This window comes from Advenella sp. S44, assembly GCF_002810445.1.
GTDB lineage: Bacteria > Pseudomonadota > Gammaproteobacteria > Burkholderiales > Burkholderiaceae_B > Advenella.
The window spans coordinates 1310362-1328388 of record NZ_NEXS01000003.1; the positions used below are offsets into that span (position 1 = coordinate 1310362).

An 18027-nucleotide genomic window follows, 5' to 3' on the forward strand; every position below is an offset into this window, starting at 1 on the left:
CTATAAAGGTGCACAATGCTGCTGTCATTTCCTGCCCGCTTTCTGGCATTCTTCCTGGTTATTATTGGTGCCGCGTTTTTCTCCGTCCTCGGGATGGTCGGCGGTCACGGGTGGTACGTTGCTGCAGTGGTTTGTCTGTTACTGACATTGGTTGGTATACACGATCTGATCCAGCCGCGCCATTCGGTCAAGCGTAATTATCCGGTCATCGGCAATTTGCGTTTTTTGCTGGAATTTATCCGGCCCGAATTGCGTCAGTATTTTATTGAAAGCGATACCGATACTTTGCCGTTTTCGCGCGCACAGCGCTCTATTGTCTATCAACGGGCCAAGCAGCAAATTGACAAACGGCCCTTTGGCACGATAGAGAATGTCTACCGGGAAGACTACGAATGGGTTAATCATTCCATGGTGCCCAGCCATATTCCAGATCGGAATTTTCGAATTACCATCGGGCAGGAACAATGTAGCCAGCCCTATAGCATGTCGGTATTTAATATTTCTGCAATGAGCTTCGGCGCCTTGTCGGCCAATGCGATTCGCGCGCTCAATCACGGCGCCAAGGCCGGCGGGTTTGCTCATGACACAGGCGAGGGGGGAATCAGCGCGTACCATCTTGAAGGTCAGGGCGATCTGGTTTGGAATATCGGCTCGGGCTACTTCGGCTGTCGGGATGAAAACGGACATTTTTCCGAGAGCGCGTTTGCTCAGAAGGCGAAGCTGCCCAATGTCAAGATGATTGAAATCAAGTTGTCGCAGGGAGCCAAGCCTGGCCACGGCGGTATACTGCCGGGCGCCAAGGTGACGCCCGAGATCGCTCTGGTTCGCGGTATTACGCCAGGCGTCGATTGCGACTCGCCGGCAGCGCATTCGGCCTTCAGTACGCCGGTGGAGCTGCTTCAGTTTGTCAAGCGCCTGCGTGAGCTGTCTGGCGGCAAACCCGTGGGTTTCAAATTATGTATCGGGCACCCGTGGGAATGGTTTGGCATTGTCAAGGCCATGCTCCAGACCGATATCACGCCCGACTTTATTGTCGTGGATGGCGCCGAGGGTGGAACCGGTGCAGCTCCCGTGGAATTTGTTGATCACATGGGCGTGCCGTTGAAGGAGGCGCTCCGGCTGGTGCACAACGCCCTGGTCGGAGTTGGCTTACGTGAGCGCATCAAGATCGGCGCGTCGGGAAAAATCATATCCGCCTTTGATATGCTCAGGACATTGGCGCTGGGTGCAGACTGGTGCAATAGCGCGCGTGGTTTTATGTTTGCGGTCGGGTGTATTCAGGCACAGGCTTGTCATACGGACAAGTGTCCGTCCGGGGTGGCAACGCAGGACCCCTCGCGCCAGCGCGCCATTGTCGTGAGCGATAAGGCGGATCGTGTCATGCATTTTCATCGCAATACGGTCGCAGCCCTGGCCGAATTACTGCAGGCGGCCGGACTGACCCATCCCGACCAATTGCGGGCGCACCATGTGGTGCGCCGCATCTCAAGTGCCGAAGTGAAGGTGCTATCGGCAATATATCCCGAGCTGGAGAAGGGCGATTTGCTCAAGGGCAATTATCGACTGCGTATTTTTGAAATTTGCTGGCCGCTGGCCCAGGCGCACTCATTTGCGCCCGCGCGCTCCGTTGACCTGGTCGCCAGCGAGATAAACATGGGTTACCAGGCCGGTGAAAAGCCGACAGGAAAGGACGCGCCGATTCCTGCGCCTAGAACGGCGCTGTAACGGCGTTATAACGGCGCCGGATGGGATAGGGTCTTGCTGTGAACGAACGCCCTTGTCTCGTTCCGGTCGGCGGATTGGTGAATGTGTCCAAATCCCCGTTCAACATTGTTGGGTTCTGAGTGACGCTGCTTGTCATGTGCTGCGGTGATGCGGTGATGCGGTGATGCGTCCTCATGGCAAGACAACCTGGACTTCAGGTCAATCAATAGCAGATTTCAGCGTGTTGCAGGTTGGGCTGCGGCTGCAGGTGATGGCGAAGGCGATTCGGCCAGTTTCTCGCAATTGGCAGTAAAGTCTTTGATAAAGCGATCCTTTTCGGCGATCTTATCCGGTGAAGTCGACCACAGCAGGTCAACAAACTCAATAAATGAAGAGACACGTTCGTCGGGAATTGCAGCGTTATTACTGACAACCTCGTTGGCTTCGTCCTGCGATTTGCCGTTTACGCGCATATCGTAGAGGTCGGCAATAATTTTGCTGGCATCATCGCAGGTTAGTGTGACGGGTGCGCTGTCATTGCTGGAATCCTCGCCTTGTGCATTCTGATAGGGGTCTTCCGGTTTCGGTGGTGGCGCCGGTGCGGGAGGCGGGGCACGCAGCTCGGATTGTTGTGGGGGCTCGACATCGTCGTCATTAAAAAGAGTTGTCTCAATAATCTTCCACGCGCCAAAGGCAATGGCAGCCGCAACGAGCAGCAAAATGAGCAACTTGATGAACGATTTCATGTATTTCCTTACGCTTGTGATTGGCAGTATAAACCGCCGCTCCTGACTTTGACGAGTCAATATACTATATCTTATTTGCTGCGGTCAGAAATTTCAGTAACCGATAAACATATTTACGAAATCATACTATCGGAAAGCGGTAAAAAGCCGGTAGATGAGTTTGTCATAATTTGCGATTCGCTGATTCGCTGATTCGCTGATTCGCTGATTCGCTGACTCCGCTACGTCGCTACGTCGCTACGTCGCTACGTCGCTACGTCGCTACGTCGCTACGTCGCTACGTCGCTACGTCGCTACACGGCTTTTTGGTCCCCGGCGTCAGTGTATTACTCCATGGGCTCGCTCATCTCCGTGATATACGAATGGTCCGAGCGCATCACCACAAAAACAAATATAGCGTTCGTAATACCCAGGAACAGTACGATCAGCGGTACGGTGCTGAAGGCCAGCAATAGTCCGGTAATGACGGAGCTGGCCACCAGGAAAATGGCATTCATGATATTGTTGGCCGCGATTACGCGCGAAGAGTGCGTTTTTGGCGTTTTCTGCTGGATCAGCACATAAAGCGGAACGCTATACAATCCGGCTGACATGCTCAGCAGGAAGAGTCCCGCAATCAGCAGCCAGTTTGATGGCAGTGTGATAAATTCATGCAGGGCCAGCAGATGCGTGGCGTTCAAATCATCAGCGGTGAAATATAGCGCAACAGAAAATACGGTCATGCCCATCGCGCCAATGGGAACAAGCTTGAGCACGTTCAGGCCCTTTTTCCCAATCCAGCCGCAAAGCACAGAGCCAAATCCCACGCCTACGGAAAACACACCCAGCAGCAGGGTGGCCACCTGCTCATCGCCACGCAGAATCTCCTTGGCGAAAACGGGGAAGATGTTCAGATATACGGCTCCGAAAAACCACATCCAGCTGATCAGTAGAATGCTCTTGAAAACGTGCCGATCATGAAAGGCGTATTTCATATTTTCTATCGTTCCGCCCACCGGGTTCCAGTCCAGTTGCAGCTCGGGCGAAGAGACTGGGGTCGGCGGAACAAGCGCGGAGCACAGGCGGCCCACGACGGCAATCAACAGACAACTGGCAGCGACATAATGGTAACCAACGCCGTCGATACCCGCCATAAATCCGCCGGCCATATTGCCCAGCAAAATGGCGACAAACGTACCCATCTCCACCCATCCGTTGCTGCTGACCAGCGTGGTGCCATGAAAAACCTGTGGCAGGTAAGCGAATTTAACCGGCCCGAAAACCGTCGAGTGGATGCCCATGAGCAGCACGCAAAGAAGCAGGATGTACACCTGCTGGTAAACGAGTGCGAAGCCTGCAAGCGCCATGATGCCGATTTCTACGGTTTTTATCCAGCGCATGAACTGCGCTTTCTCGAATTTGTCCGACATCTGCCCGCTGACGGCCGAGAGCAACAAAAAGGGAACGATGAACATGCCGTTGATAACAACGCCGGCCATTTCGGGCGGCAGCCAGCTGACCGAAACATGATAAGTCAGCATGATCGTGACTGCAAACTTGAACAGGTTGTCATTGGCCGCGCCCGATATCTGTGTCCAGAAATAGGGCGCAAAGCGGCGCTGCAACATGATATGTCTAGCGGCCTGGGAATCTGAACCGTTGTGAGCTGTGTCGTGAGAGGCGGGTTTTGTCATGGAAAATGAATGTTACAGCAGTGCAAGCTGCCGGACAGAAACAACAGTCGCAACATTAAACCAAAATGCAGGATCGCGGTTAAAAAGCCACGCTCATTTACGTAAAATGTATCCTTGAATGAGCGGAGTTTTCGTCATTCTGTCAAGACAATGAGCTACACTTTGAGCACTGAAAACACGTTGGCGAGTGGTGAAATGCAACGCTTTCTGTTGCCATTGATATTTATGATTTGTGGCCCAACCCACGCGATGGGCTGGTCGGCACCTGCATCGGCGCCTGAACCGGAACCGCTGGGCACCGGTCAATCTGTACAAGGCGGACGCGACCGTTGTGAAGTTGTGCTGGATGCCTTCAATAAAGAGGCGCTCGGCGGAAAGATCGATCCGGCCCAACTGGCTGACATTGTGCGCTCACTGGGGTCCACCCAACGGTTGCCTGCCTATTTTGTGACCAAAAAACAGGCACGTGCATTGGGATGGTCTGCCGGGCGTTATTTTTCCGATATTCCTGCGCTGCGCGGCAAATCTATCGGCGGTGACCATTTTGGTAACTACGAGCGCCGTTTGCCACAGGGGCAATGGAAAGAGGCGGATCTGGACTATCGCGGCAAAAAGCGCAATGCCAAACGTCTGATTTTTTCCCCCGCCGGGCCACAGTATGTGACCGTTGATCATTATGAAACATTCCGCAAGGTGCCAGCATGTCGATGAGAACCTCGAAACGCAGGAAAATGCAGGCGGCACGCCGTACAACACCGCCGGTCAAGACTTGCGAGCTAACCCATATCTGCTCTATTGATGACGTATATGACCAGTTGCAAATATGCCTGCATCTGCCGCCGTATTTCGGTCGTAACCTTGACGCTCTTTACGATAGCCTGAGCACCGACGTCAAGGGGCCTTATCGGATTATCTGGCAAGGGCACGCTAGTTGCGCGATCGAACTGGGCGAATTGCATTATGAGGGACTGCTGGATATTTTCAGGGCAGTCGCCAGCGAGCGGGATGATGTCCAGCTTGAGCTGGATTGAACGGCAATGTAACGCATATTGGCCGGGCTCGCCGGACAGTCTTAAAGCCTTTAGCCGGGCAGCAAAAACCGGCTTGCAGGCAGCCCCATAAGGCATACCCATAAACCGGTTTTCTGTTCTTTTTCTGTTTCGGGCACTCATGTGCCCCAGAATTGCTAAGCTGCGCGGTCGCCGATGGCGGCGGCGGGATCTTGCATGGCTTTGTCCGAGGCGGCAGTAAACAGCACATCGGTAGAGGAATTGAGTGCCGTTTCGCTGGAGTCCTGCACCACACTGATGATAAAACCGACGGAGACGACCTGAGCCGCAAGATCATGGCTGATGCCAAACAGGCTGCAGGCCATGGGGATCAGCAACAGCGAGCCGCCTGGCACGCCCGAGGCGCCGCAGGCACCGATGGTTGCCAGCACGCTGAGTAAAAATGCGGTCGGAATATCTACCGGGATATTCAGTGTATGGACTGCCGCCAGTGTCAGGACCGTAATCGTAACGGCAGCGCCGGCCATATTGATGGTGGCTCCCAGAGGAATCGACACCGAGTAAGTATCTTCGTGCAATCCCAGCTTTTTGCACAGTAACAGGTTAACCGGAACGTTGGCGGCCGAACTGCGGGTAAAAAAGGCGGTCACACCACTTTCTGCGAGGCATCGGAATACCAGGGGGTAGGGGTTGCGACGGATTTTAAAAAAAACAATGAGCGGGTTGACCACCAGCGCAACAAACAGCATGCAACCGACCAGAACCATTAGCAGATGCCCGTAAGCCTTGAGTTCGCCCAGGCCGGTCGTGGCTACGGTTACCGCAATCAGGCTAAAAATGCCCAGCGGCGCCAGACGGATCACCCACCGCACCACATTGGTGACGGCTTGCGCCGCATCGTTCAACATGGACTTGGTGCTCTCGCCCACATGACGCAGACCGATGCCCAACAGAATGGCCCAGCTCAGAATGCCGATATAATTGGCTGACAGAAGGGCGTTGACAGGGTTATCGACGATATTGAGCACTAGTGAGCGCAACACTTCGACGATGCCCGTTGGCGCGTTTTGCGTCACCTGACTGGTGACCAGGGCGAGCGTTGTCGGAAAGGCAAAGCTGGCCACCACTGCGACCAGTGCTGCCAGGAATGTCCCCAAAATATAGAGCAGCAGAATGGGCTTGATATAAATTTCTGTGCCGCTGCGATGCTGGGCGATGGCGGCCATAACCAGGACGAATACCAGAATGGGGGCGACTGCCTTCAGGGCACTGGTAAAGAAAGTCCCGATAATTTGGCTGGACTGGGCGGCCTGGGGAAAAAATACCCCAAACAGAATACCAAGTACCAGTCCGATGATAATCTGGCGTACCAGGTTGCCGCGGGCGATGGCGGCCAGTAAATGCTGCAGAGTCATGATGTCATTCCAAAATGCATGTTTTCAAGCGGGAGCGACGGGCAGTAACGTCACGGAGATTCGCACCCGAGGCCGGCGCGCGGCGACAGATGGGCACCTGCAGGAAAACGAAATGGGGTGTTGCACAAGGGCAACGGAAAAATAACATGAGCGATTCAGAAATTTCCCGAAAAGCGCGATGGCCGTCATGTTAGCCGCTTTTTTAGCGATTGTGTTTTGAAATGATGACATCTGGCCCATGTGAGTTATCGCAACAGGCTGGGCCTCAGAGGCTACTGTTCGTTGTCGCTCCATGTCCGTGTGGGTTGTGCCTCTGTGAGCCGGCCGTCTTTCGCAGTAGGATCAGCATCTCTGGTGCCGTTGCGTTTTTCTGTCTCGATGACACTGATTTCGCCGTTGGTTTCCAGGTAAGCGCGTTTGACCTGCACCAGCTCGTCAATGCCGTTTATCCGCAACTGCTCCATCAGTTCGGCGCGCGTGACATACTCGCGGCGCATATTCTTCAGTTGCAAAATCCCGTCCTTGACCAGTAACAGTCTGTCTGGGGCCAAAATACGATTGACTATTGGGAAAAAATAACCCAGGCGGTCCACGAGAAATGACCATAGGACAATCCCGGCCGCGACAATTAGGCCATCGGTGACCGTGTCGGACGATCCGGACAATCCGTTGCCTACCGCCTCGGATACCAATATCACAACGACGATGTCTGCAAAACCAAGGGACCCGATATTGCGTCGCCCGCCGAAGCGAAACAGAAGATAGATGCCCCAATAAACGGCGGTGCTGCGTAAAAAAGCTTCGCCCAGCGTTTGTTGCATTTGGAAAATGTCGCCTAGCATAGTCATGCGGGTATCCTGAGAAAGATCGAAGATGAACTGGCCGGTTCGCGTCATTGCACAAAGTATACCCCGCAGACCATAAAAAAACGCCCCACGCCGATATCGGCGCAGGGCGCAGTGTCAGAGCAAGCCGACAGACCGCCAGGGCGATCAGTCAGCACTCCAGGTTTACTCTTCTTCGACGAAGGTTTCTTCGCGTTTCTTGCGGATGGACGGCAATGCAACCAGCACCACCAGTGCAGCAGCCAGAATCAGCAGCGTCATGGACAATGGGCGGGTGATAAAGGTGCTGAATTCACCGCGCGAGAGCAGCAAGGCGCGCCGGAAGTTCTCTTCCATCATTGGGCCCAGCACCAGTCCGAGCAGCAGCGGGGCACCTTCGCATTTGAGTTTGCTCCACAAATAGCCGATTACACCGAAAATCGCCATGATGTAGATATCAAATACGTTGTAGTTGAGCGAGTACACCCCGATGGTGCAGAACAATACAATCGCCGGGAACAGAACGCGGTAAGGCACTTTCAGCAGCTTCACCCACAGACCGATCAGCGGCAGGTTCAGAATCACCAGCATCAGGTTGCCGATCCACATTGATGCAATCAGGCCCCAGAACAGTTCGGGGTGGCTTGACATCACTTGGGGGCCGGGCTGAATGTTGTGAATGGTCATCGCCCCAACCATCAGCGCCATTACGGCATTACCGGGGATACCCAGTGTCAGCAGCGGAATAAAGGACGTTTGTGCTGCAGCGTTGTTGGCCGATTCAGGGCCAGCCAGTCCGGCGGGGTGACCCTTGCCGAAGCGCTGTGGTTGCCGGGAAATTTTCTTTTCCAGCGTGTACGATGCAAACGAGGACAATACCGCGCCGCCGCCGGGCAGAATGCCCAATGCTGATCCAAGCAGGGTGCCGCGAAGGCATGCCGGCGCCGCTTCACGCAGTTCCTGTCGGTTCGGATACAGGGCACCGATTTTGTCGGTAATATCAACCCGGTTTTCCTTTTGCGCCAGATTATTCATGATTTCGGCCAGGCCGAAAACACCCATTGCGACTACGGCAAAGTCAATCCCGTCCTGCAACTCAGGAATCCCGAAATCGAAACGGGCTACGCCAGAGTTCACGTCAGTGCCCACCATTCCCAGCAACAGACCCAGCAAAATCATGCATATCGCTTTAGGCAGCGAGCCAGAGGCGAGCACGACCGCCCCAACCAGCCCTAGCACCATCAGTGAAAAATACTCCGCGGGACCGAATTTGAAAGCAACTTCAGCCAGTGGTGGCGCGAATGCGGCCAGCAGTAGCGTAGCGAAACAGCCAGCAAAGAACGACCCCATCGCGGCGATAGCCAGCGCGGCACCGGCCCGGCCATTTTTGGCCATCTGGTGGCCGTCCAGCACGGTGACCACTGCCGACGTTTCACCGGGTAGCGCAACCAGAATGGCGGTTGTGGAGCCGCCATATTGCGCACCGTAATAAATACCGGCCAACATGATCAGGCCCGCTGTAGGCGGCAAAATGTAAGTCAGCGGCAGCAGCATGGCAATTGTCGGCACAGGGCCGATGCCGGGTAGCACACCAATCAGCGTGCCCAGAACACATCCAAGCAGGGCATAGGCAAGGTTTTCAGGGGTGAATGCAACCGAAAAACCGAGGGCCAGATGTTGTAATAAATCCATCATGATTATTTTCCTTTAATCCGGCGTACCAGCATGACAACGGCAATCACCATGCCCAGGGGGATGGTGATTTGTGCCAAGGTGCTCCATTCGGCAATGGGTTCAGGCCAAAGCGGAAAGATCAGACCCAGGCCCTTGACGAATGCCAGCCAAGAGAAGAGGGTGAGGAAGACGGCGTTGCCAATGGCGATTGTAAGGCTGAACTCATGACTGGCCAGGCTGCAGAAAATGATCAGCAATGGAGTGGCAATGTACAGGCCAAGGTGATCCAGCATAATGCCGTAAAGAGAAATGCTGCCAATAATCAGAAATAGAATATCCCAGTCAAAACGGGTCACGGCGCCATCCTCTGCTGGCTCACCTCGCAAGGCGCTGACGGCGACGACCGCACCCAGCAATGCCATGCAAATGGCAAGCCAGAACGGAAAATAGCCTGGCCCCATGCGGCTTGGTGTGCCCATGTCATAGCTGTAGGAAAAGATGACGAATCCGAGTCCGATGGCCACAAACATCAGGCCGGACCAGAAGTCCTGTTGGTTTTTTATCTGCATAATTTACCTTTTAAGTCTCCACTAAAATTGCAGGTGTATAGCTAAACGATTGTATAAAGACAAAAGTATTGCCGTGGATGACGAAAACATTACTGTTTTGTCATGATTGCATTTGAATAAAAATGTATATTGGAATTCGGCCTGCGCCGCACGCGTCCCGGCGCGAAATTGTATGATGGTCGGATGGTGGCCGATTGCCGGCAAAAGTAAGGAAACGGGGGAACGCGTATGTGGCGCTGTTTGGTCATTGAAGACGATTATGAGAACGCAAGGTATATTGCCAATGGCCTGAGTGAGTTGCGGCATGATGCCGTGGTGTGCGGAAATGGCGCAGATGGCATGCGCCGCGCCAGCGAGCAGCAGTGGGACATTATCATTCTGGACCGGATGCTGCCGGGCAATGTTGACGGTCTTTCCATTCTGTCCACGTTGCGGGCCTTGGGCAATAAAACGCCGGTACTGGTGCTTAGCGCCTTGTCGGGCGTGGATGAGCGCGTGCGTGGTCTCAAATCGGGCGGCGACGACTATCTGACCAAACCGTTTGCCTTTTCCGAGCTGATCGCGCGTATTGAAGCGCTGATCCGGCGCGCCGGCGCCGATGATACGGTCAAACATATGCGGGTTGGCGATCTGAAACTGGATTTGATCAGCCGTAAGGTGGAGCGCAGCGGCAAAGTGATCAACCTTCAGCCTCGCGAATACCGTCTGCTGGTTCATATGATGCAAAATGCCGGCAATGTCGTCACCCGCACCATGCTGCTCGAATCGGTGTGGGACTATCGCTTTGACCCGCAATCGAATGTGATCGATGTCCAGATCAGCCGGCTGCGACGCAAGATCGACAGCGGTTTTCAGACCCAGTTGATTCACACGGTGTGGGGCGAGGGCTATGTGCTGTCCGATCAGGAAGAGGCCACAGGACAGGATAGCGGGCAGTCATGATTCGGCATTTTGTTCGGTTCCTGGACCGAACCTGGAACTCGATTTCCTTTCGGCTGACGTTCAATTACGGCATGCTGGCCATCTTTTCCATTCTGGTGCTGATGGCATTTATTTACCTGCAGGTGGTGGGTGCGCTGCATTCCCAATTGCAGCGCCAGATCGCCTCCACAACGCACCGATTGGTATCGGACTTTGAAGCGGGGGGCTCGGATCGACTGATCCGCTCGCTGTCCTTTACCCTGTCGGACGATGTTGATCCGGACCGCGGCTTGTACTTGCTGATAAATCAAACCGGAGAAAAGGTCGTTGGAAATCTGGATGCTGCGCCGGTTTCCGATCTGTCCGAGATCGCGCAAGCCAGCGTAAGCAATAATGGTGTTCCTCTTAGCGGCCGGTTCAAGGTGACGCCGCTGGAAGATGGCAGTACGCTGATTGTCGGTGTTGATCTGAGCGAGACTGACAGCACCATTGCGCTGATCGGACAAGCCTGTCTGGTCACGCTTTTTGTGGCACTGATGCTGGTTATTGTTGGCACATTCATTTTCCGGCGTGAACTCGATTATCGGGTAAGTAGCATTCACAAGACCGCCACACAAATCAGTAGCGGGCAGTTGTCGTCGCGAATTCCGTTATCCGAATTACATGACGAGTTTTATCACTTGAGCCACGAAATCAACTCCATGCTGGATCGAATCGAGGCGTTGATGAAAGGGGTTCGCCATGTATCTGATACCATCGCGCATAATCTGCGTACGCCCCTGACCCGCATTATCAGCCGGTTACGCACGGTGCAGCGGCCGGGGCACACGGCACAGGAGGTGCTGCAGGCCACGCATTTTGCGGTCCGGGAAATCGAAAGCCTGAATCAGCTTTTTGAAAAGTTGTTGCAAATTTCCGAGATCGAAGCGGGCGTGCACCGGCAGCGCTTTCGCATTTGTGATTTCTCGGCGATCGCCGACGATATCATTGACTTGTACAGTGCCTACGCGGAAGATCGACATCACCAATTGTCCCTGAATGTCTCTGGGGACTGCCGCATGTATGGTGATGCTGATTTACTGGCCAGTATGCTGGCCAATCTGGTCGACAACGCTTTGAAATACACCCATGAACACGTCCGGGTGAGCCTGACCGCGGGGCAGGGCCATTTGTCCATACGGGTAGAGGATGATGGCCCGGGCATCCCGGCCAAAGAATATGGCAACGTGGGCAAGCATTTTTACCAGTTGGATCCCAATGCTACCGGTTTTGGCCTGGGACTCAAGAGTGTTATGGCAATCGTGGCCATGCACGAAGGAACATTGATGTTCGAGGATCGCAAGCCTGGGCTCAGGGTTGCCATCGAATTTCCGCTTGAACCCGCGTCAATTCCAAGTGATGGCGTGGTGCAGTCGGTTTAATGCCCGATGCGCTTGCGCGCCTCGGGCGCCTGCATCCAATTTGCTTGTTCAAGTAGTCTTGCTCGAATGCCTTCAAGCAAGGGGCCTTTTCGAACAACGGTAACGTCCGCCATGTCGGGGCGGCCTTGCGCCGGTCCAAAATCCGGATTCATCGCAACTTCACGCGCATTTTGAAACATATTGCGGTTGCCGGTATCGACATAAGACTCGGCAGATACGCCTTCGGCCAGGAGAATATCGAACTGATCCAGCTCGATATGGAAGTGCTAAAACGCGTGCAGCTCGAACAATTTCGAGGACATTGTGGTGGGTCCGATCTCATTGCGAACATCAAGCACCAAATATCTATCTGAAAGAATGTTCAAGACTGTCTGGCCGTCATAGTTGCTTTGGTCTATGATTCCAACGCCCTGATTTGTCAGGTCAATATCTACTGTAGCCATGGTCATCTATCCTTTTGAATGATGATGTGTTGGGTGACCCGGCATCATTACCCTGATTTTGCAATAATTTGAAATGTTTTCATGTTTTGATTTAACACAATTTGGATCTGATGGGAAAGTTCGTGATCAAGGCGCGGCGGGTACGGAGCATGGAGAATCGGTTTGCGGCGAGGGCAAGCGGTGATGCAACAACAGTGCATCAGCAAATTCCGACGAGGGTGCGCATATCAATATTCGTGCGGGCAAACAAATATTCGGACGAGCAAGCCTACATTTGTAAAAAGTCGCCAAGCTCCTTGATGGATGACAATATGAAGAGCCGCCATAGACGTTCTGGATGCTATAGTGAGTGGTATCCACCAGGAGGATCTGATGAAAAATACCGACAACGAGCGCACAGGCCATGTGGAAGTCTTTGATGAGCATGGTCAGGTCCATCAAGTGGACGTCTATGAGACGGTTGACAAGTCAATGCTCAGAGACTTTGATCCCGAAGCCAAAAACGGCGGCATGCCCCGATTCATGCTTGGAGACGTTAAGCTCGAGCATATATCCGGAACAGAATTCGAAGATATCTCTGGAAAGAAATATCGGCTCAAAGAGTAGTTGTAATGTCCTTGTGTGATCGGTTCGCCAGCCTTTACCGTCTGAAGGCCGCGTGGCGGTCCGATACTGGGGGTGGCGTTGGAGATCTGCAGGGGTGCGAGTGCATGGCGCAATGAAACGGTTCAGGTACGTCAAAACACCGCCGTGTATGTTGGAGGTGTGGACGCAGTCAAGTGACGATCCAATCGCCGAGAAAAAGTATTTGAGCATGGCATAAATCGTAAGCAAATATGTCAATCGCTTTAAGACGAGGTGTATATCGGCAATGATGTTCATCGCGGGATGTGCTGCGTCGGCTGTAAATGCCACTGAAGATACATTGATCAACCGGCGAAGGGACTGACGCGCCTTATGCCGAAATACCGACCGTGGCTGGTCACTTTTCCCGGATGTTGGCATTGTTACGGGCGGCGCTAATGGTCATGGGCGCGGACCCAGGGTCTGTCGGGGATTCGATCGATCAACTGACTTGCTGCAGCGTTTCCTCCAGTGTACCGGTGAGCTGTGTCGCTGGCTGACTGCGACGGTGATGAATGCCCGTGGCAGGGGTATTTTGCCGGTTTCCGCGCTACCGCTTAGTCAGGGTTGTCGTGTTTCGTAACATTTACTTGTTCGAAACATGTTACGGTTTCTTTTCTACTTGTTTAAAACATATTAAAAGGAGTAGACCATGCCATACCGAAGAAGACAGATCGATATATCGAATAAATCAGGCCCCGAATTCGACTACTGGTTAAAGTCGAATATTTCCGATAACGGATATAGGAACTGGTATCGGACCGACAGGCTTTCTCGAGAGCAGTGGCTCGATAAGATGGAAGCTGATATTCGCCAGGACAAACTGGAAAAAGACCGTCGGGAAAAGTGGAAGCAACACTGGTAGACTGACCAGAACCCGTCTGCTTGAGGCGGGTTTTTATTGTCTGGAGCCGCCTGCGGGCTTTGTCTTTCGTCCAATGCCAACTTATTCGTGGACAGCGATATGGGTAATTGCGCCAGGGCGTTGGTCCAGCTTGCCGATCAAGAAAGAGGGTCGAAAATTATACTTTTGGAGTGACTCGGAAGCGGGCCGAACCCATCGATATTCAAGGTTGGCGCCGCCATCCTGGCAAGTGTGCACAACCTTATTTTCGTCAAACGCGGGCGGCGATTGGAGCTCAACATCAAAATACAGGCCGATTTCATGCAGTGTGTCGTTGTCGCTCTTTCCGCACAATTCAATGACGTAACGCAAGGGGCCGACGACAGCGGGGCTATTTAGCTCCTCTTGCATTTCACGCGCCAATGCTTCGGTGGCCAATTCATTAAATTCGACACGTCCGCCTGGCAGCACCCAAAAGTCAACCTTTTTGTCGCGGTGGATCAAGAGATGTCCATTTGACCAGATCAACGCGGCTGCCCGAAATTGGAACCGGGTGTTGCCCCAATCCATTGTGATCATTTTTCGAGATTCGTCGTTCATGGGTGGATTTTAGGACGGAAACTGTCTTTACCTGCCCCTGAAGCGCCACGGGCAAAAAAAACCAGCCGAAAGGCTGGTCAGGACCACCCAAATATTGGATGAGAAGACCGTTTGATTATAGATCTTTGCTACCGGGAAGACTTTCAAGAATTGTTAGTTCCAGGCGTTAGCAAACCCAGTGTCGCTTTGATCATACAGTTTGCTGGCGAAAAACCCTGAATCATTGAGCACATGCGATTTTTACGTTCGATGGTGTACGCGATTGCTGCGCTCCACGGCATACGTTGTTGCTGCACTCGATGGGATACATAATTATTCAACCGCCGGGGCGGCTCGCCAGAGGATCCTATCTGGATAGCCCACGCAAAAACGGGGGAACGCATTGAATTACCCGCCATATAGCGGCAACCTTGACTCTTTTGGGGGGAACGGTTTTTTGGAGAATGTTAGAATAAAAGTTCACCCTATCATCGTTGAAAGGAGTGCAATATGTCTTTCGTTAAACCGGTAGTGGACCAGAAAAACGAGGTTATGGATGGACGTAGTCTGTCCGATTTATCAATCGAGCAATATGCAGGTTACATTTCCGAATATCTGCTGAGGTTAAACTCAAGAGGCGTGCGCATGTCAGAGATCGGCAAAGTTCCCCTTGCTGCGACGCCTGAACAAATCGATGAGTTGATTAATCATCTTCAGCTTGTCAGGCAAGAAATGAAGAACTTGAGAAAGTAGGGCTGCCAAAGATAGACGCGTCTCGTATTGGATACTGTGAACCCGCTTCGGCGGGTTTCCTTTTCTCTCAAACGGATATAAGCGTCAATATTTGTCGTCTGCCGCAGGCATGTTTTCGGTGCAAGGCGGGCAGGGTGAACTATCACGCCCGCTAATCGGTATTTTCACTGCGCGGTACGGAACCCATTTGAAGCTGCCTGCCTACAGTTGTTGTGGATGGTCGCGGCGATAGAGTTCCCATTCCTCAATTTCCGTTCCATCGGGCAATTTACAGATTCCGATCTCTCCCTTTTCGGTTTTCTTTATGGTGAGCGAGCCGCCTTTCTCTTTGCAATATACAGAGGCAGGATTGGCCATCCCAACCGACTGTTGGGCACACGCAGTAAGGAACAAGCCGGGGATCAGTAAGGCAAGCAGTTGTTTCATCGTGGTCTCCATCAAAGCAATCTTCATTATAGGTGACGCAGTTTTTGATAAGGAAATAAAAGCCGGAGACGCAAAAAAGAAGACCCGTCAGATCAATGAAAATTTAAATTTGCGTAATTAATGAGCCCGTCCATGTGCGGTTTTTTTGCATGTAATTATCATAGAACGCCGTAGAACCGGGTGATCACCTCCACCTGCACTAGCGCCACCGAACCATCAGTGCTATCGATCGATGGTTCGGCGCTGACAAATGAGCACCTTTTACCCGGCAAGTTTCTTCGCCTCGGGGACTTGCATCCAATTGGCACGCTCAAGCAGCTTTGCCCGGATTCCTTCAAACACGGGGCCTTTTCGGACAATCCTAATACCAGGCACATCAGGCCGACCAGCGGCAGGCCCAAAGTCCGGATTCAAAGCAACTTCATGGGCATTCTGGAACATATTGCGGTTGCCTGTATCGACATATGACTCAGCCGGCACGCCTTCGGCCAGCAGGATATCGAACTGCTCGAGTTCAATATGGAAGTACTGGAAGGAGGGCAGATCAAATAATTGCACAATTGACTTGCCATTAACGAGATTCATGGCAGAGACCAGATTTCCGTCAAAGCTGACATGGTGCCCTGGTGACATGATCAAGTCGCGGTGTGGCACATTGTCGGCAATGCAGCCTCTTTTGAATAGAATAGGGAATGCGCGTTTGGCGTCTTTGACCGGAATGCGGCCTTTATACAAAGTTCGATATCCCAGCCATTTAACCGTAGCTATACCGCCGCTTGCTGTCAGAACTTTATCGCCTGCTTGTAAATCTTCGACTTGGACTTCTCCATTTGGGGTCGCAATGTGTGTCCCTCTTAGATAGCAAGCGTAGCTCATCGTGTTTCCGTCAAATACCACATTTGATAAATCTTGATCAGGAGCATCAAATTTTCCAACTACATTACCTTGACTATTGTGAAAAACAATTTGTCCATTTTCTACCGCACCACTCGCGGCGTCATTCAACTGGATAACATCACCCGGTGACAGCCCTTCGATAGACGGGACGCCGTCCAACCCAGACACTGAATCAAAAATTAAAGTCGAATTGCCATCACTAGTCATGTCAAATTTCATGCCGGCAAGGGTTTCGCTATCAATATCATCAGCCGTTATGTGAAGGGTTGAATCTGGAGCAAGATTCACAGTCGTATTTACGTGTTCCCCCAGTTGCTGGAACGAACTTAAATTAATATTTGCGCCTTGCCCAACGGAAAAGTGGAAATCTCCCGAATCCGTGCCAGCGGGTATATTGGAAATATATTTAACTTCGTAAGGTTCCTGTAGATTCATAAAATTACTGACATGAGTGCTAGTACCAGTATCAGCGCCATGATTATTTATGATCGTGTAATCAATACCTACTTGTGAAATATTTTGATCGAAGTTTGCTTCGGTCCGCTCACTGCTCAAGTCAACTGATTGAGTGTTTGCCACGGTCATTTCCTCTTTTTTTGTAAAATTTTGAATCGAAACTTAATGATAGCTGAATTTTTTATTCATTTTATTTGAAATTTTCGCAAAATATTACAAAATATCACATAGAGAAAACTCATTAAAGGTGTCTATTTTTAATACGACTAGAGACTTTTGCCGCTCACGTGCAAGCCACACCATTAATCGCAGTCAACGCAGCCGGTATTCTGTTTCTGTCATTGGTTGTGCCATTATCCGTCAGGATCGCGAAAATATGGCCGCATGCTCAAGCTCGGAGTCAGCCAGGACGTAATCGATTTTGCCCTGCCAATGTTGCGCCAAGGGGTTTGGGCGTGTGCTATTACACTATTGTCGAAAAGCGGCATGCTCTTGGCTACCAGTTGCCCGGCGACCGTAAATGGTACATACCGGTGTGCATCCGTCAGACATCAATCGGCCGTGCTTCAAGCAGCTTTCGCGAAAGCCAATATTGAGGACTTTCACTGTCATGATCGGGGCATACATGGGGCAGCTTGCACAGCCCGGCGGGTAGGCTGCTCTTTGTGTTGAAGGCATTAGGTGCAGGGGACATCTGGAAATGATCAAGAAGTACGCGCATTTGAATGCGGATCTTATGACCGACCACCCACGTGAACGTAGTCACGTTTTTGCTCACCGCAAGTAGTGGAGTTTGTAGCAGACAACAAAAAGGCCGCGAGCAAGGCGGCCTAAGTGTTTGATATATCTACGGATTAAACTGTGTAAATGGTGGCTCTTCCCCGATTCGAACGGGGGACCTGCGGATTATGATTCCGTCGCTCTAACCGACTGAGCTAAAGAGCCATTTTCACAGCTTGCCCTCAAGATTAATGAGGTTTCATTCAAACCCATCTGCTTCTCAAAAATGCATTAAGTTGCAGTGCGATTCAATGAAGCATGAAACTAT

Annotated in this window: 18 protein-coding genes, 1 tRNA gene and 1 pseudogene; 8 read left to right on the forward strand and 12 right to left on the reverse strand. The window is 52.2% G+C overall.

Annotation, left to right across the window (positions count from 1 at the left end; translation table 11 throughout):
* Positions 1–15 precede the first annotated feature (15 nt).
* Positions 16–1725 carry an FMN-binding glutamate synthase family protein gene (locus tag CAP48_RS10095; RefSeq protein ID WP_100696082.1) on the forward strand — a complete coding sequence of 570 codons (1710 nt, stop codon included), beginning with the start codon at positions 16–18 and terminating at the stop codon, positions 1723–1725.
* A 215-nt stretch (positions 1726–1940) separates the two neighbouring features.
* Here CAP48_RS10095 and CAP48_RS10100 read toward each other — a convergent pair whose 3' ends face one another.
* Both CAP48_RS10100 and CAP48_RS10105 read right to left on the reverse strand, forming a co-directional pair.
* Positions 1941–2450 (reverse strand): hypothetical protein, encoded by a 510-nt coding sequence (locus CAP48_RS10100; RefSeq protein ID WP_100696084.1) that lies wholly within the window; start codon positions 2448–2450, stop codon positions 1941–1943.
* 326 nt (positions 2451–2776) lie between these two features.
* Positions 2777–4123 (reverse strand): MFS transporter, encoded by a 1347-nt coding sequence (locus tag CAP48_RS10105; protein WP_100696086.1) that lies wholly within the window; start codon positions 4121–4123, stop codon positions 2777–2779.
* Positions 4124–4285: 162 nt separating this feature from the next.
* Here CAP48_RS10105 and CAP48_RS10110 point away from each other — a divergent pair, with 162 nt between their 5' ends.
* On the forward strand, positions 4286–4834 hold the full coding sequence (locus CAP48_RS10110; RefSeq protein ID WP_242444380.1) for a ribonuclease domain-containing protein: 549 nt from the start codon (positions 4286–4288) through the stop codon (positions 4832–4834).
* A complete protein-coding gene (locus tag CAP48_RS10115; RefSeq protein WP_100696088.1) occupies positions 4825–5154 on the forward strand; it encodes a barstar family protein in 330 nt (109 codons plus the stop codon). Before CAP48_RS10110 ends, CAP48_RS10115 begins: the two co-directional genes overlap by 10 nt.
* A gap of 155 nt (positions 5155–5309) precedes the next feature.
* Here the strand turns inward: CAP48_RS10115 and sstT are convergent, their stop codons facing one another.
* From sstT to CAP48_RS10135, 4 genes and pseudogenes are all read right to left on the reverse strand, one after another.
* Positions 5310–6548 carry a serine/threonine transporter SstT gene (sstT, locus tag CAP48_RS10120; RefSeq protein ID WP_100696090.1) on the reverse strand — a complete coding sequence of 413 codons (1239 nt, stop codon included), beginning with the start codon at positions 6546–6548 and terminating at the stop codon, positions 5310–5312.
* Positions 6549–6820: 272 nt separating this feature from the next.
* Positions 6821–7396 (reverse strand): DUF421 domain-containing protein, encoded by a 576-nt coding sequence (locus tag CAP48_RS10125; RefSeq protein ID WP_100696092.1) that lies wholly within the window; start codon positions 7394–7396, stop codon positions 6821–6823.
* Between the two features lie 162 nt (positions 7397–7558).
* A complete protein-coding gene (locus tag CAP48_RS10130; RefSeq protein WP_100696782.1) occupies positions 7559–9064 on the reverse strand; it encodes a tripartite tricarboxylate transporter permease in 1506 nt (501 codons plus the stop codon).
* A 104-nt stretch (positions 9065–9168) separates the two neighbouring features.
* A pseudogene (locus CAP48_RS10135) lies at positions 9169–9615 on the reverse strand (tripartite tricarboxylate transporter TctB family protein); the annotation flags it as partial.
* A gap of 228 nt (positions 9616–9843) precedes the next feature.
* Here CAP48_RS10135 and CAP48_RS10140 point away from each other — a divergent pair.
* Entirely contained in the window at positions 9844–10557 is a 714-nt protein-coding gene (locus tag CAP48_RS10140) for a response regulator transcription factor (RefSeq protein WP_100696096.1), read from the forward strand.
* On the forward strand, positions 10554–11957 hold the full coding sequence (locus CAP48_RS10145) for a HAMP domain-containing sensor histidine kinase (RefSeq protein WP_100696098.1): 1404 nt from the start codon (positions 10554–10556) through the stop codon (positions 11955–11957). Before CAP48_RS10140 ends, CAP48_RS10145 begins: the two co-directional genes overlap by 4 nt.
* Here CAP48_RS10145 and CAP48_RS10150 read toward each other — a convergent pair.
* Positions 11954–12136: a hypothetical protein gene (locus CAP48_RS10150; protein ID WP_100696101.1), complete on the reverse strand. Its 183-nt coding sequence runs from the start codon at positions 12134–12136 to the stop codon at positions 11954–11956. The two genes, CAP48_RS10145 and CAP48_RS10150, sit on opposite strands and share 4 nt — an antisense overlap.
* 87 nt (positions 12137–12223) lie before the next feature.
* Positions 12224–12400 carry a hypothetical protein gene (locus CAP48_RS20200; protein ID WP_161495230.1) on the reverse strand — a complete coding sequence of 59 codons (177 nt, stop codon included), beginning with the start codon at positions 12398–12400 and terminating at the stop codon, positions 12224–12226.
* A gap of 372 nt (positions 12401–12772) precedes the next feature.
* Here CAP48_RS20200 and CAP48_RS10155 point away from each other — a divergent pair, with 372 nt between their 5' ends.
* Positions 12773–13006: a hypothetical protein gene (locus tag CAP48_RS10155; protein WP_100696103.1), complete on the forward strand. Its 234-nt coding sequence runs from the start codon at positions 12773–12775 to the stop codon at positions 13004–13006.
* A gap of 670 nt (positions 13007–13676) precedes the next feature.
* Complete coding sequence (locus CAP48_RS10160) at positions 13677–13889, forward strand: hypothetical protein (protein WP_100696106.1); 213 nt, start codon at positions 13677–13679, stop codon at positions 13887–13889.
* Between the two features lie 81 nt (positions 13890–13970).
* Here CAP48_RS10160 and CAP48_RS10165 read toward each other — a convergent pair whose 3' ends face one another.
* Positions 13971–14447: an NUDIX hydrolase gene (locus CAP48_RS10165; protein WP_161495231.1), complete on the reverse strand. Its 477-nt coding sequence runs from the start codon at positions 14445–14447 to the stop codon at positions 13971–13973.
* Between the two features lie 510 nt (positions 14448–14957).
* Here CAP48_RS10165 and CAP48_RS10170 point away from each other — a divergent pair.
* The gene (locus CAP48_RS10170; protein ID WP_100696110.1) at positions 14958–15200 is read left to right on the forward strand and encodes a hypothetical protein; all 243 of its coding nucleotides are present in this window, start codon (positions 14958–14960) and stop codon (positions 15198–15200) included.
* 201 nt (positions 15201–15401) lie between these two features.
* Here the strand turns inward: CAP48_RS10170 and CAP48_RS10175 are convergent, their stop codons facing one another.
* The 3 genes from CAP48_RS10175 to CAP48_RS10185 all read right to left on the reverse strand — a co-directional run bounded on the left by CAP48_RS10175 (position 15402) and on the right by CAP48_RS10185 (position 17924).
* Entirely contained in the window at positions 15402–15626 is a 225-nt protein-coding gene (locus tag CAP48_RS10175) for a DUF333 domain-containing protein (RefSeq protein ID WP_192871307.1), read from the reverse strand.
* A 261-nt stretch (positions 15627–15887) separates the two neighbouring features.
* Positions 15888–17102, reverse strand: a complete 1215-nt coding sequence (locus CAP48_RS10180; protein WP_242444381.1) for a Hint domain-containing protein — start codon at positions 17100–17102, stop codon at positions 15888–15890.
* Between the two features lie 745 nt (positions 17103–17847).
* Positions 17848–17924: transfer RNA gene (locus tag CAP48_RS10185), tRNA-Met, on the reverse strand.
* Positions 17925–18027 lie beyond the last annotated feature (103 nt).

What these genes read in the sequence shown, in the direction of transcription:
- CAP48_RS10150 (WP_100696101.1), bottom strand. Translation starts at nt 12,136, where the DNA reads ATGTTTCAAAATGCGCGTGAAGTTGCGATGAATCCGGATTTTGGACCG.
- CAP48_RS10140 (WP_100696096.1), top strand. Translation starts at nt 9,844, where the DNA reads ATGTGGCGCTGTTTGGTCATTGAAGACGATTATGAGAACGCAAGGTAT.
- CAP48_RS10100 (WP_100696084.1), bottom strand. Translation starts at nt 2,450, where the DNA reads ATGAAATCGTTCATCAAGTTGCTCATTTTGCTGCTCGTTGCGGCTGCC.
- CAP48_RS10105 (WP_100696086.1), bottom strand. Translation starts at nt 4,123, where the DNA reads ATGACAAAACCCGCCTCTCACGACACAGCTCACAACGGTTCAGATTCC.
- CAP48_RS10170 (WP_100696110.1), top strand. Translation starts at nt 14,958, where the DNA reads ATGTCTTTCGTTAAACCGGTAGTGGACCAGAAAAACGAGGTTATGGAT.
- CAP48_RS10145 (WP_100696098.1), top strand. Translation starts at nt 10,554, where the DNA reads ATGATTCGGCATTTTGTTCGGTTCCTGGACCGAACCTGGAACTCGATT.
- CAP48_RS20200 (WP_161495230.1), bottom strand. Translation starts at nt 12,400, where the DNA reads ATGGCTACAGTAGATATTGACCTGACAAATCAGGGCGTTGGAATCATA.
- CAP48_RS10160 (WP_100696106.1), top strand. Translation starts at nt 13,677, where the DNA reads ATGCCATACCGAAGAAGACAGATCGATATATCGAATAAATCAGGCCCC.
- sstT (WP_100696090.1), bottom strand. Translation starts at nt 6,548, where the DNA reads ATGACTCTGCAGCATTTACTGGCCGCCATCGCCCGCGGCAACCTGGTA.
- CAP48_RS10125 (WP_100696092.1), bottom strand. Translation starts at nt 7,396, where the DNA reads ATGACTATGCTAGGCGACATTTTCCAAATGCAACAAACGCTGGGCGAA.
- CAP48_RS10115 (WP_100696088.1), top strand. Translation starts at nt 4,825, where the DNA reads ATGTCGATGAGAACCTCGAAACGCAGGAAAATGCAGGCGGCACGCCGT.
- CAP48_RS10095 (WP_100696082.1), top strand. Translation starts at nt 16, where the DNA reads ATGCTGCTGTCATTTCCTGCCCGCTTTCTGGCATTCTTCCTGGTTATT.
- CAP48_RS10175 (WP_192871307.1), bottom strand. Translation starts at nt 15,626, where the DNA reads ATGAAACAACTGCTTGCCTTACTGATCCCCGGCTTGTTCCTTACTGCG.
- CAP48_RS10155 (WP_100696103.1), top strand. Translation starts at nt 12,773, where the DNA reads ATGAAAAATACCGACAACGAGCGCACAGGCCATGTGGAAGTCTTTGAT.
- CAP48_RS10165 (WP_161495231.1), bottom strand. Translation starts at nt 14,447, where the DNA reads ATGATCACAATGGATTGGGGCAACACCCGGTTCCAATTTCGGGCAGCC.
- CAP48_RS10130 (WP_100696782.1), bottom strand. Translation starts at nt 9,064, where the DNA reads ATGGATTTATTACAACATCTGGCCCTCGGTTTTTCGGTTGCATTCACC.